The 13,967-nt window shown below is 47.9% G+C and carries 7 protein-coding genes; 6 read left to right on the top strand and 1 reads right to left on the bottom strand.

What is annotated here, in order from left to right; translation table 11 throughout:
• Window positions 1-41: 41 nt before the first annotated feature.
• The 6 genes from AC1XTG_RS23535 to AC1XTG_RS23510 all read left to right on the top strand — a co-directional run bounded on the left by AC1XTG_RS23535 (window position 42) and on the right by AC1XTG_RS23510 (window position 13,079).
• Window positions 42-1,517: a RagB/SusD family nutrient uptake outer membrane protein gene (locus tag AC1XTG_RS23535; protein WP_056291713.1), complete on the top strand. Its 1,476-nt coding sequence runs from the start codon at window positions 42-44 to the stop codon at window positions 1,515-1,517.
• 111 nt (window positions 1,518-1,628) lie between these two features.
• A complete protein-coding gene (locus tag AC1XTG_RS23530; RefSeq protein ID WP_484843669.1) occupies window positions 1,629-4,991 on the top strand; it encodes a VCBS repeat-containing protein in 3,363 nt (1,120 codons plus the stop codon).
• Entirely contained in the window at window positions 4,988-8,329 is a 3,342-nt protein-coding gene (locus AC1XTG_RS23525) for a VCBS repeat-containing protein (protein ID WP_484843668.1), read from the top strand. Before AC1XTG_RS23530 ends, AC1XTG_RS23525 begins: the two co-directional genes overlap by 4 nt.
• Window positions 8,330-8,335: 6 nt before the next feature.
• Entirely contained in the window at window positions 8,336-9,637 is a 1,302-nt protein-coding gene (locus AC1XTG_RS23520) for a Kelch repeat-containing protein (RefSeq protein WP_484843667.1), read from the top strand.
• A gap of 5 nt (window positions 9,638-9,642) precedes the next feature.
• Window positions 9,643-10,689 (top strand): DUF4249 domain-containing protein, encoded by a 1,047-nt coding sequence (locus AC1XTG_RS23515; RefSeq protein WP_484843666.1) that lies wholly within the window; start codon window positions 9,643-9,645, stop codon window positions 10,687-10,689.
• The gene (locus AC1XTG_RS23510) at window positions 10,689-13,079 is read left to right on the top strand and encodes a TonB-dependent receptor (RefSeq protein WP_484843665.1); all 2,391 of its coding nucleotides are present in this window, start codon (window positions 10,689-10,691) and stop codon (window positions 13,077-13,079) included. The genes AC1XTG_RS23515 and AC1XTG_RS23510 overlap by 1 nt, the downstream gene beginning before the upstream one ends.
• Before the next feature lie 12 nt (window positions 13,080-13,091).
• Here the strand turns inward: AC1XTG_RS23510 and AC1XTG_RS23505 are convergent, their stop codons facing one another.
• A complete protein-coding gene (locus tag AC1XTG_RS23505; protein WP_484843664.1) occupies window positions 13,092-13,880 on the bottom strand; it encodes an SDR family oxidoreductase in 789 nt (262 codons plus the stop codon).
• Between the last annotated feature and the right edge of the window lie 87 nt (window positions 13,881-13,967).

Here is a 13,967-nt window from a genome sequence, read left to right as displayed (position 1 = left end):
GCATTCAGCCAAATCGCCAAAACTTTTAAATGACCATTAAAATGAAACTGAAAGTAAAACATATACTACTTGGCTCAGCATTGCTGCTGACCGGCCAGGCATGTACAGACCTCACTGAAACACCCTACGATGTAATCCCGACGGACCAGTTTGGTTCTACCCCACAGCAGCAGGCAGCCCTTCTCGGGCCGCTTTACAGCTCGCTGGGTGATTACTTCGGTCGCTTTGCCGAATTGAATACAGTGACTGACGAGCAGGTAATCCCAACCCGCGGCGGTGACTGGAAAGACGGAGATGCCTGGAAACGTTTGAAACAACATACCTGGACTCCTGCCGGAGACGATGATAAATTTAACGGTCTCTGGACGTGGTGCTACAACAGTATCACATCCATTAACCAGCAGCTGAACAATCCGGAAATTACGGATGTGGCAACCAAGTCGGAGCTGCGTGCATTGCGTGCGTTTTACCACTACGTGCTGCTGGACAACTTCCGGAACATCATCATCGCGGATAAGCTGGGCGGCGACAGCCCTACCCAGAAGACAGGTGCTGAGGTTTTTACGTGGATTGAAAAGGAACTAAAAGAGTCTTATCCTAACCTGAGCGAAACTGCAGGTGGTGCTTTTTACGGCCGTTTCAACAAATACGTTGCCGATATGACATTGGCTAAATTGTATCTGAACGCGGAAGTTTACACAGGTACTCCTAAATGGGCAGAAGCAAAAGCGGAGTGCGACATTATCATCAATTCCGGTAAGTACGCGCTTTCAGCTGACTTTTTCAGCAATTTCTCTACGCAAAACCAGTCTTCAAAAGAGAATATCCTGGCTGTACCTTACGATGCTTCGAAACGGGGCGGGTTTAACATGAACATGCGTACGCTTCACTATCTGAGCCAGTTGACTTACAACACACCTCAGGCTCCATGGAACGGATACTGTACTGCAACTGAGTTCTACAACTCTTTCAAGGAAGGTGATAACCGCAAAAACATGTGGATCGTAGGACAACAGTTCTCATCTGACGGAAAGCCGCTTACCGATGACGGAAAACCTTTCGTTTTTACTCCTGAAATTCCTGCATTCGAAATGCCGGCAGGACCTACTGCACGTTTGGCCGGAGCAAGAAGCCAGAAATATGAGATCCAGCGCAATGGAGCAAGTAATGATCAGGATAATGACTTCGTGATCTTCCGCTTGGGTGATACTTACCTGATGCGCGCAGAAGCGAATCTGAGATTGGGTAAAACAGCTGACGCGATCAAGGATGTGAATATCGTACGTGCCCGCGCAGGCGCCACGCCGATTACTACGCTTACTTTGGATGGAATGCTGGCAGAAAGAGGCTGGGAAATGGCGTGGGAATATACCCGTCGTCAGGATCTGATCCGTTTTGGACAGTTTAACAAAGCGTGGCAGTTCAAAACTGCGTCTCCTGAATTCCGGAAGCTTTTCCCGATTCCCGCTACACAGCTTTCATTGAACCCCAACCTGAAACAAAATCCGGGTTACTGATTTTACTGAATAAATTCTTTTTGACAGGAGCAGGCTACTTAACAGACTGCTCCTGTTTTAATTTACATTTATGTGATAGTTTCGCCAGAAACAGAAAGAATCCCCTCCCAAATGATTTGGATTTGCAGAACGCTCCTGGTTTGCGGATTTAGTACACTGATCTTTTCAGGATGTTCTAAAACGGAAAAGAAGGACACACTTTTTGAAGAAATGTCTTCCCCGGAAACGGGAATCTCCTTTGAAAATACGATTACCAATAGCGAAGAATTCAACATCTTCAACTACCGCAATTTTTACAATGGAGGCGGGGTTGCTATCGGAGATATTAATAATGACAACCTGCCCGACGTATACCTGATCGCCAACCAGGGCGACAACAAGCTTTTTCTTAACAAGGGTAATTTCAAGTTTGAAGACATTACAGAAAAGGCAGGCGTAGCCGGAACTAAATCGTGGAGCACAGGCGCTACGTTTGCGGATGTAAATGGCGACGGGCTGCTGGATCTGTACGTATGTAATGCGGGCAGATCGGAGGAGCGGGCTAACGAGCTTTTTATTAATAAGGGGAATGGCACTTTCAAGGACGAGGCGAAAGCCTATGGTCTCGACGATGGTGGCTTCTCCACCCACGCTGCATTCTTTGATTATGACCGGGACGGCGACCTCGATATGTTCCTGCTCAACAATAGTTTTACGCCAGTGGGCAGGCTTGCTTATGCCAATATCCGTAATCAGCGGGATAAGGAGGGCGGCCACAAATTATTCAGGAATGACGGCGCACATTTTACGGATGTGAGTGAGGCCGCCGGCATTTATGGCAGTCTGATCGGTTTCGGTCTCGGCATCACAATAGGTGATGTGAATGACGATAACTGGCTCGATATGTACATTTCCAACGATTTCTACGAGCACGATTACCTTTACATCAACAACCACGACGGTACATTTACAGAGTCGATCCAGTCGGCTATGCAGCATACCAGCCTTTCTTCAATGGGGGCTGATATTGCTGATATTAACAATGACGGGAAGCTGGATATATATGTTACGGATATGCTGCCGGGCATTGACCGCCGGCTGAAACTGACTTCTACCTACGAGGGCCACGATCTTTTTGAACTGAAAGTTTCGCGCGACTTCCATTATCAATACATGCAAAATACGTTGCAGCTTAACCAGTCGGGCGGTCCTGACAGCAAGACCTGGTTCAGTGAAATTGCACGTTTTACTGGAACACACGCGACAGACTGGAGTTGGGGCGCATTGATCTTTGATATGGATGCGGACGGCAATAAGGATATTTTTGTCGCCAACGGAATCAATAAAGACTTGACGAATCAGGATTTTGTCGCCTTCCTGGCAGATCCTTCCAATATTGCCGAGGTGAGCCGCACCAGGAAATTTGACTATAAGTTGTTTCTGGATAAAATGCCTTCCGAGCCGCTCGCTAACTATGCTTTTAAAAATGGCGGCGATCTTTCTTTTGCTAACAAATCGGAAGAATGGGGCTTGAATACACCTTCATTTTCAAACGGCGCGGCTTATGGCGACCTGGACAATGACGGCGACCTGGACCTGATCGTAAACAATGTAAATGGTCCGCTCTTTGTGTACAAGAACCACGCAAATGAGCGCGCCGACTTCCATTATATTAAATTCAGGCTGGTTGGTGAGAAGGGAAATGTGAATGCGATCGGAGCAAAAATATATGTTCATCAGCCGGATAAAACACAAATGCTGCAGCAAATGCCTAACCGCGGGTTTGAATCTTCGGTGGACTTGCGGCTTGTGTTTGGTCTTGGTAAAAACCCGGCGGTGGATTCAGTCACAGTAGTCTGGCCGAACGATCAGCAGCAGGTTCTGAAAGCGCCGCGTGCCGATTCGACTTATACATTAAACCAAAAAGATGCTCAAACTCCCTGGAAGGCAAATAGCAAAACAGGGCAGGAGCGTTTTGAAGAATCAAAATCGTCAGGGATAGATTTCACGCATGCAGAAGCCGAATTTGTCGACTATAACACAAACCCGCTCCTCAAACAAATGTACTCGCGCCTGGGACCCGGACTTGCAGTGGGCGATATTAATAAGGATGGGCTGGACGATGTTTTTGTAGGAGGCGCAATCGGCCAGGGCGGGAAGCTTTTCCTGCAAAAGGCAGACGGAACATTCTTTGAAAAAACGCCGCAGGCAATTGCAGACGATAAGGCGACAGAAGTATCAGATGCTACATTCTTTGACGCCAACAACGACGGGAATGCAGACCTTCTGATTGTTTCGGGCAGTAATGAATTCAAGGATGATGATGAAGCATTGCAGCCGAAGCTGTTCCTGGGCGACGGTAAAGGCGGTTTTGCGGTAGGCGCCGGTCTGCCAGGTTTGAAAATGAATGCATCCTGCGTGACGGTAGCTGATTATGACAAAGACGGCGATCAGGATATCTTCATCGGCTCGCGGCTGAGATCGGGGCAATATGGTGTGAATCCGCCGAGCTATTTGCTTACAAACGATGGTTCAGGCAACTTTAAGAATTATACCAAAAGGTACATGCCGCAGGTGGATCAGCTCGGTATGGTCACAGATGCAGTGTGGGCAGATATGGACGGCGACAGCTTTCCGGAGCTGGTCGTGGTAGGTGACTGGATGCCAGTGATGATTTTCAAAAACAATAAAGGAAAGCTGGCAGCAGGCACGCAGGAGTTCAAAAGCGCTGGTGGCGAGGTTGTGAAAACAAATGGCTGGTGGAATACGGTGGAAGTGGCAGATATTGACGGCGATGGTGATCCTGATATTATTGCTGGTAACCTGGGCATGAACTCGCGGCTGAAAGCGACCCAGCAACAACCCGTCGAAATGTTCGTGAAGGATTTTGATAATAATGGTATTACAAAGCAGATTATTACGTGCCCCGACGAAACCGGCACTTCTTACCCGATGGTTATGAAGCCAGATTTACTTCGTGCAATGCCTTCATTGAAGAAGAAATTTGTCAAGTTTGAACAGTACGCCGACAAGAAAATTGAAGACGTGATTGACAGTAAAGATCTGGAAAGCGCGGTGAAAAAGGAGGTTTTTATGCCTGCATCCGCTGTGTTCAGGAATGAAAACCGGGGTAATGCATTTACTTACCTGACGCTGCCTGCGCTCGCACAACTTTCCCCTGTTCACGCCATTATCCCGACAGATTACGATCACGACGGACAAATGGACCTGATCATCGCAGGCAACTACTACGATGTGCTGCCCGAAATCGGCAGATATGATGCATTCAGAGGGCTCATTCTCAGGAACAATAGGGGCAGCTTCGAGACAAAGCTTCCTTCAGAAACGGGACTTTGGACCGAAAATCAGGTGCGCCAGATGAAGCAGCTCAAACAAGGTCAGGTGATCGTAGGTAATAACAATAGTAAAATTCAGGTATTCAGGACGGCAGCGGGCAAGAAACCGAAACCCCAGCCGGGACTCGCATTGAAATGAAAAAAATTGTATTGATGATGTTGTCGGTATGTGCCTTTTTCCAGGCTTGCAAACCGAAGAAAAATCAGGATGAAAAACCGATGTTCGTGGTAAAAGACTCAGCCTCTACGGGTGTTAGTTTTACCAATCGTGTTGTCGGCGATGAAAAAATGAATTTGATGGATTACCTCTATTTCTATAATGGAGGCGGCGTTGCTACCGGAGATATCAACAATGACGGACTTGCAGACGTGTACTTTGTATCCAATCAAGGCAAGAACAAGCTTTACCTGAACAAAGGCGGCTTTAAATTCGAGGATATCTCTGAAAGTTCAGGCGTGGAGGGTTTTTCGGACTGGCAAACGGGTGTGACGATGGCGGATGTGAATGGGGACGGGTTGCTCGACATATATGTTTCTGCGGTGGGTAACTTCCGGGGAATGGAAGGAGCCAACGAGCTGTATATCAATAATGGAGACCTGACTTTTACGGAAAAGGCGGCCGACTACGGTCTTGATTTTACAGGATTTTCAACGCAGGCTGTATTTTTCGATTATGACAAAGACGGCGATCTGGATTGTTACCTCTTGAACCACGCGGTGCATACCTCCCGAAGCTACGATCGCGTAAGTACCAGGCATTTACGTAATAATGAAGCCGGTGATTATTTGTTTGAAAGCAAAATTGCCAACGTGAAGTCGGCCGGTTTTGAAAAACCCATAAAGTTTGTGGACGTAAGTGAAGAGGCGGGCATTTATGGTGCCGCGATGGGCTATGGACTGGGTGTTGCCGTCGCGGATATTAATAACGATGGCTGGGACGATATCTACGTTTCCAATGACTTTCATGAAGACGATTATTGCTACATCAATAACCATGACGGGACTTTTACGAATAAAAGCCGCGAAATGTTCAGGTACACAAGCCGGTACTCAATGGGGAATGACATTGCCGATGTGAATAACGACGGGTACCCTGATGTAATGACGCTCGATATGTATCCGGAGGACGAAACAATTGAGAAATCGTCGATCGGGGAGGATGCATTGGATATTTACCTTTATAAACTTTCGTTTGGGTACATGCCGCAGCTGAGCCGCAACTGCCTTCAAATCAATTTGTCGGGTGAAAAGTTTATGGAGGTAGGCGCTATGGCGGGCGTGGCTGCGACGGATTGGAGCTGGTCGCCGCTCCTGGCTGACTATGATAACGACGGTATTAAAGATCTTTTTGTAAGTAATGGGATTGCACACCGTCCGAACAATCTGGATTATGCCAAATATGCTGCCGACGATTCACTGAGATACGCCAGCGAAACTTCCATTGAGCTGGATAAAAAGGCATTGGAGATGATGCCCGAAGGAAAGGTGCATAACTACCTTTTCAAAGGTGCGACAGGGCCGGTTTATGAAAATAAGTCGCTAAGCTGGGGATTTGAAACGCCGTCACTTTCCAATGGAGCCGCATACGCAGATCTTGATAATGACGGTGATCTTGATCTCGTGACCAACAATCTCAATGAACCTTCGGCTTTCTATGAGAATCAGGCAAATACAATCGCCGGAAATGGTTACCTGCGGGTTAAGCCTGAGGGTTTTCCGCTCAACGTTTTTGCATTTGGTGCCAAAGTCGTGATCAAACACAAAGGCGGCATTCAGATGCAGCAGCTTTCAACCACGCGCGGATTTGAGTCTTCCAGCGAGCCGATCCTGCATTTTGGAGTGGGTAAAGAGACTGTAATCGACTCTGTAATCATTGTCTGGCCAAACCAGGAAGAGCAAATCCTGACACAGGTGAAACCCAATCAGCTTTTGAAGGTTAAATACAATTATGATTCCAAACAACCCGGAGACAATTCAAAACTGGTAGAAAAAAGTCCTGCTAAGTTATTCCAGGAGGTTTCTAAAGATTTTAATATTCCATTCAAACATCTTGAAAATCAGTACTTTGACTTCTATCGCGAAAGCTTAATGCCGTTTCTCGTATCCACGGAGGGGCCGAAGATCGCGGTGGCAGATGTAAATGGTGATGGTCTTGAAGATATGTTCATTGGCGGTGGCAAGTGGCAAGCTGGTGAGTTGTACCTGCAAACGGCCGGCGGCAAGTTTGCATTGACCAAACAGCCCGACTTTCAGGCAGATTCAACTTTTGAAGATGTGGATGCGGTGTTCTTTGACGCAAATAAGGACGGTTTTCAGGATTTGTATGTGGTATCAGGCGGTAATGAATTTTACGGGAATATGCCTCAGCAAAATGACCGGATCTATTTCAATGACGGCAAAGGCAATTTCACAAGAAATGAAAAAGCGCTGCCGCCGATGCTGATGAACAAATCCTGTGTCAAACCTTTTGATATAGATGGCGACGGTGACCTCGATCTGTTTGTTGGTGGGCGTGTGGTTGCATTTCAATATGGCGTGACGCCAGATTCGTACATTCTGATCAACGACGGGAAAGGGCTGTTTAGCGATCAGACCAGCAAAGTAGCTCCTGATCTTCGCAAACTGGGAATGGTGACGGACGCAGTCTGGGCTGATATCAATGGAGATAAATCAGCGGATCTGGTAGTTGCCGGCGACTGGATGCCGGTTACTGTTTTCCTTAATAAAAAAGGTATTCTTGAAAAGGCAGACCAGTATAAAGTACCTGCCGGCTTGTGGCAATGTGTTCAGGCAGCCGATTTTGATCAGGACGGAGATATTGACCTTGTAGCTGGTAACCTGGGTAGAAATACCAAATTCAGGAAACGGCCGGATTCGCACTTGAAAATGTGGGTTAAGGATTTTGATACTAACCAGGGACTTGAACAGGTTGTTGCTTACAGCGTAGATAAAAAATGGTATCCCATTGCTTTTAAAGATGAATTGGGAAAACGCATTCCTTCCATTATCAACAAGCGTTTTACGGATTACCGCACTTTCGCGGGTAAAACGATCAATGAACTTTTCAAGTCCGACGAACTGAGTGACGCGAAGGTTCTGGAAGTGGAGAAGTTTGAGTCTGTGTACATCGAAAATAAAGGCGGCAGTTTTGAAGTTCACGATTTGCCTTTCAATGCGCAGGTTTCCAAGTTATTCACATTGGTGGTAACAGACATTAACAAAGATGGAAAACCTGATATTCTGGGAGGCGGAAATTACCTTGGTGTAAGTACATTCCAGGGCCGCTATGATTCCAGCTACGGCCTTATTTTATTGAATAAAGGAAAAGGAAATTTTGAGTCAATCCAGCCTGTGGGTGCCGGGTTTGCGCTTGATGGCGAAGTAAGGGACATCAAGCCAATCAAAAAAGGCAACGAGGTTTTCTGGCTGGTAGCACGCAACAATATGCCAGTGTCAGTTTACAAACCTGTCCGTTAGCCACCGATGAGAAAGCTTTACCAAGTTCTGACTTTGCTGAGTATAAGCTTTCTTAATTCCTGCGAACAGGAGTTTGCGCCCACAGGGATAGAGCAGGAACCTGATATTCCGGTCGCCATTGTAGCTGTAGACCAAAGCAAAACAGCTTCCGAGGCAGGTATTACTTTGAAACTACCGCAGAAAGAGGTTGCAAACCTGCAAATCGGGCTTTTCAACAGTGCCGGTGAAAATGTATCACTTGCTTCCGGTTCCAGTGAGGTTACCGGGAAGTTTAGCCTGCGCAATTACAATGCATCAGGCTTGAAAGAAGGAGAGCTATATAAGCTGCAATTGTCCTATACCGATTCGCGGAAAAATCAGATAACTACTTCCAGGAGCTTCACCGCCAGGGCCGCTCCGGCATGGAAGCGGCTTCCTCACATTCCCGTTTCAGGCGGAGACTTTACGGGCGCTGCCTTGTATTCTCCACTTTTCTCCCAGCTTGCCGTTTACAGGTATCAGGATGCGACGCGCTGGGATATTTTAAAATTTATCAATGGAAAATGGGAAAGTATCGAAAGTAAGAAGCCTATCCCCAGGCATAATGCAATTGCTTTTCCCCTCGGGCAGCTCGGCGACCGCGAGTTGATCTTTATGGGATTCGGATATCTCGACGATGACAAGCTGCCAACCAAGAAAGCTTACCTTAATGATTTTTGGTGGACAATGAGCTTCTACTACATCGGCCAGCATTCAGGAGTGGTTTTCCCGCTCTATGAAGGAATCGATAAAGACATTAAATACTTCCTGACTTTTGACAAAGCATACCTTCTGAAAGAAAACGATAACGGAAGTATGTGGTCGCTGGACATTACCTGGGACCAGGCCCAGCTTGCGCCGCTTCCCGAAAAGACGGGGCGCATTGCTGCATTTACTGTCGGAGGGACAGGCTATGTTGTCAACCAGCTTCCCGGCGCAATTCCGCATTTGTTTGCTTATGATCCCGCCAAAGACAAATGGACGAGAAAAGCAGACTTTCCGGGTAAGCTTCGCAGTGAAGGGACAGGATTTGTGGTCAAGAATAAAGGTTATTTTGGACTCGGGGTAGATGCCGAAGGAAAGGGGCTTCGCGATATCTGGGAATATGATGCTGCCGGGAATACCTGGCGGTACCATTCAGAGTACCCGGGACAGGGTAGCCGACTGCTGATTTCCGTGTCGGCCGCTAACAAGGCATACCTGGGCTGGGGTTATGAAGTGCGGCAGCTGGAAGGTTCAGGGTCAAAAGAAATCATTGGGTGCACAGACTTTTGGGAATTCAATCCTTGATGAAAATGTCAGCTATATTCCGGTCCGCCAGGACGGTACTTCCTTTCTGCTTATTTCTATTCTTCCTAGGCTGTGTGGATGAAGTGCAGCTTCCATCACGTTCGGTCGAGTCGCGGCTCGTGGTGGAGGGTTTGGTCACGAATGAAAAACCGCCTTATACCGTCAAGCTTACATTCACGGGCGAGTATAACTCCCTGATTTATGGTCAGGCTGAGATTCCCGTTAATGGCGCGGACGTGAGCATCACCGAAATCGGCGGGCGCACCGTGAAGTTGGTTCAGGATGCACTTACCCCGGCTTATTACTGGATGTACGACTCCACATTTACAGGTAAAACGGGCAAAAGCTACCAGTTGAAAATCACATTACCTGGTGGCGCAACCTACATTTCAGAACCTGAGCTGCTTAGTCCCGTCGCCGAAATTGACCGCATTTATGCAGAGTACCGGCAGCGTGACGATGCAAAGATCGACGAGCCAGATCACTACGAGATTTTACTGGATACCAAAGATCCTGCTGCGCAGGGTAACTATTACCGCTGGTCAGGCTATGGTTACGTGCCCCGCCTGTCTACCGGCGAGCCGATCGGAATGGGCTTTTGTTGCAAATGGTGTTGGGTACCTGTTTATGGGTCAAGAAGTGATGTGCTTTCGGATGTTCTGGTGAATGGAAACAGCATCAGCCGGCGCCATATTATGACGTCGCCGGTGTATTACGTAGGCAGGCATTACCTGGAAGTGCGCCAATATTCCCTCACCAAACCGGCTTACCAATTCTGGGTGAAATTCGAAGAGCAGCGCAAGCGAAATGGGTCGCTGTTTGACCCGCTGCCGGCTTCAATCGAAGGAAACGTGCACCGCGAAGATGATCCGAATGTGCTTGCACTGGGTTATTTCGGCTCTTCGGCGGTTAGCAAGCGAAGACTTACCATTCCGGGGGATACATTAAATGCGGCCCGCCTGGAAATCAAGTACGGAGATGTTTTTGTCAAAGACGGCAACTGTCAGCTCATTTATAGTCAGGGGCAACTTAATCCTCCCGCAAATTGGTAATGAAAACGCGCAGCAAGCTTTTGATCCGAAATAACCTGCGACTGCTGCTTATTGCAGCGGTATGGTTCCTGGTACCCGAACTGGCCCATTCGCAGGCAGACTGGACGCTCAGAGGAAGCGTGCAGGATGCGGTTTCCGGGAAAGCGGTGGTGAATGCGTCGGTAGTGTCGCGGGTTTCAAAAGCGGCTTCGATCACGGATAGTTTGGGGAAATTCAGCATTCGCCTGAAAGCGGGTTCGCAGCTGGTAACATTTTCTTCGGTGGGGTATTTTTCAAAAAGCGTCACGATCAATTACCAGGAGGTACTTTCGGGAATTGATATAAAGCTCGCACCTGAAACGCGGGACCTAATGGAGCTGGTCGTAAAGGAGAAAGCGCCCGATGAAAATGTGAGGTCCAGCCAAATGAGTGTGGCCAGACTGGATATCAAGAACCTGAAAAACATCCCCGTCGTGTTTGGGGAGGTAGATATCATCAAAGCGCTTACTTTACAGCCGGGCGTGAATACAGTAGGCGAGGGTACGGCAGGATTTAATGTGCGCGGCGGCCGCACAGACCAGAATCTCGTACTCCTTGACGGAGCTCCTTTATTCAATACTTCCCATTTACTTGGGTTTCTAAGTAATGTAAATGCCGATGCGATCCGCGATGTGACATTGTACAAAGGAGATATTCCGGCAGGTTACGGCGGCCGCCTTTCCTCTTTACTAACAATCAATACCCGCACAGGCAACAAGGAACGCGTAAACGTATCGGCCGGGGTAGGTTTAATGACAGCAAGTATCATGGCCGACGGGCCGCTGACGAGGAATAAGCGGCTTACTTTTCTGGCGGGAGGCAGAGTGGCTTATCCCAATTTGCTGATCAAACGTTTCCCCGCTCCAACAAACCAGAACAAAGCATTCTTTTTTGACCTCAATGGAAAGCTATCCTACGAAATATCTGAAAACAGTGTGATCTCGGCTTCGGGTTATTACAGTCAGGATGCATTCAAATTCCCGGAAGACACACTTTACGGCTGGCAGTCAACCACGGCTACATTGAACTGGAACAGGCAGATCAACAAAGCATTATCCATTCAGTTGGGCGCAAATCTCAGCCACTACACATTCAACCTGAACGGAATTTCACCTACGATAGAATATCAGTTTCAGTCGGGTATACGGCAGCATAATGCGCATTTGCACTTGCTTTGGGCACCTCAGCCGCACCATAAGTTTGAAGCCGGCTTTGATTTTACACAATACCAGCTTTCCCCCGGTAACCTGTCGCCCGAAAAAAACTCCAACATCACTAACATTGACATTGAGAAGGAGCAAGCTTTGGAAAGTGCATTCTTTGTTTCAGATGAATGGAACCCGGTTCCCTGGTTGTCTGTGAATGCGGGCTTGCGGTATGTTGCATTCAGGAATGTAGGCGCGGGAACTGTGTATCAATACGAAAACGGCATTCCGCGCACGCCGGAATCGGTTCGTGACACGCTGGTTTTCGGAAATGGGAAAAAGATTACAGGCTTTGGTGGGTTTGAGCCGAGGTTATCTGTGAGGATTAATACCGGCGGTACCAGTTCGCTGAAAATGAGCTATACCAAAACGCGGCAGTACCTGCATCTGATCTCCAATACAACCGCCATTTCTCCCGTAGATTTCTGGAAAATGGCTGATGATTTCGTCCCGCCGCAAACTGCCACGCAGATTGCGCTGGGCTATTTCAGGAATTTCAATGAAAATGCATTTGAAACGTCCGTTGAGGTCTACCAAAAACATTTAAACAACCTAGTCGAGTACAAAAATGGCGCTACTTTACTGTTGAACCCGGCATTGGAAACCGACCTGGTACCGGCTGAGGGAAAAGCTTACGGCGTGGAAGTAAGTGTGCAAAAATCAAAGGGGGTGATCACCGGACTGCTTTCTTATACTTATAGCCGCACTTTTGCGCGCGTGCAGTCTGCATTCCCGTCGGAGCAGATCAACAAGGGCGACTGGTACCCGGCTACGGTAGACCGCCCTCACAGTATCACTATATCAACGCAGTGGAAATGGAAGAAGAACTGGACTTTCGGTACCAATTTCGTTTACATGACTGGTCGGCCGATCACCTTCCCTGACGGTACTTACAGGCTCAATGATGTGGTCGTTCAGGATTACTCCGCAAGAAACCTGGACCGGGTGCCGGATTACCACCGTGCGGATATTTCTTTTACCAAAGACACCCGCACCAGTACCGATCAGCGCCGCTATTCACTCTGGTCTTTCTCGATCTACAATGTATACGCAAGAAGGAATCCGTATTCGATCTACTTCAAACAAACAGGCTCCCGGCTTGTAAGTTACCGCCTCTCAGTTTTCGGCACGATCATTCCTTCTATTAACTGGAAGTACTTTTTTTGATTGTTGGGCGTGTTACAAACTCTCTGTCCTGCCTCCATCAACCGGCAAATTGACTCCATTAATGCTGGCGGCAGCGGGGCTGCAGAGGAATGCGACGGCGGCGGCGGTTTCCTCTGGTTTTGTAAAGCGCCTGATCGGGATACTGGCTGCGAGTTCGCGCCCCACTTCTTTGGCGGTCTTATTCTGAGATTCCGCGCGCATTTCCAGGACGGAATACAGGCGGGCTGTTTCAGTATACCCAGGAAGTACATTGTTGACCGTAATACCAAACTGCGCAATTTCCAGCGACAATGTTTTGGCCCAGCTCGCCACAGCTCCGCGGATGGTATTGGAAACACCCAGACCGGCAATAGGCTGCTTAACAGAAGTACTTATAATATTGACAATGCGGCCAAACCCCTCTTTTTTCATGAAGGGTAAAACCGATTGCACCAGAAACTGATTGTTGATCAAATGCATTTGAAATGTTTTGAGAAACTGATCGCTCTCCGCTTCAACGATCGGCCCGCCGGAAGGTCCGCCTGTATTATTGACCAGAATATGAACTTCGGGACAGAGACGCAGGTAATTCTCTATCGCTTCTTTTACGTTTTCAGTGTCACTAAAATCGGCAACTACATAGCGGTGAAGCTGTCCGGCAGAGGTGTCAAGTGTATCAACGGCACTGCGCAGTTTTTCTTCATTTCTGGCTACCAGCGTCACATTTGCGCCTAATAGTGCCAGCTCAACCGCCGAGGCGAGTCCGATTCCTTGGGTAGCGCCGCAGACGATCGCTGTTTTTCCGTTCAGGTCCAGGTTCATATTTTCTGATATTTTAAATGCGATAATAAGTTAAATCCCTGCCTCGATTTTCATTCCTTTCACTTCAAACTTCGCACATTTTTAGGC

The organism is Dyadobacter sp. HNCC25DJ183 (assembly GCF_056895175.1).
The sequence above is the reverse complement of the archived record's forward strand: the minus strand, read 5'-3'. Positions and strand labels throughout refer to the sequence as shown.

What these genes read in the sequence shown, in the direction of transcription:
- AC1XTG_RS23520 (WP_484843667.1), top strand. Translation starts at nt 8,336, where the DNA reads ATGAGAAAGCTTTACCAAGTTCTGACTTTGCTGAGTATAAGCTTTCTT.
- AC1XTG_RS23525 (WP_484843668.1), top strand. Translation starts at nt 4,988, where the DNA reads ATGAAAAAAATTGTATTGATGATGTTGTCGGTATGTGCCTTTTTCCAG.
- AC1XTG_RS23510 (WP_484843665.1), top strand. Translation starts at nt 10,689, where the DNA reads ATGAAAACGCGCAGCAAGCTTTTGATCCGAAATAACCTGCGACTGCTG.
- AC1XTG_RS23535 (WP_056291713.1), top strand. Translation starts at nt 42, where the DNA reads ATGAAACTGAAAGTAAAACATATACTACTTGGCTCAGCATTGCTGCTG.
- AC1XTG_RS23530 (WP_484843669.1), top strand. Translation starts at nt 1,629, where the DNA reads ATGATTTGGATTTGCAGAACGCTCCTGGTTTGCGGATTTAGTACACTG.
- AC1XTG_RS23515 (WP_484843666.1), top strand. Translation starts at nt 9,643, where the DNA reads ATGTCAGCTATATTCCGGTCCGCCAGGACGGTACTTCCTTTCTGCTTA.
- AC1XTG_RS23505 (WP_484843664.1), bottom strand. Translation starts at nt 13,880, where the DNA reads ATGAACCTGGACCTGAACGGAAAAACAGCGATCGTCTGCGGCGCTACC.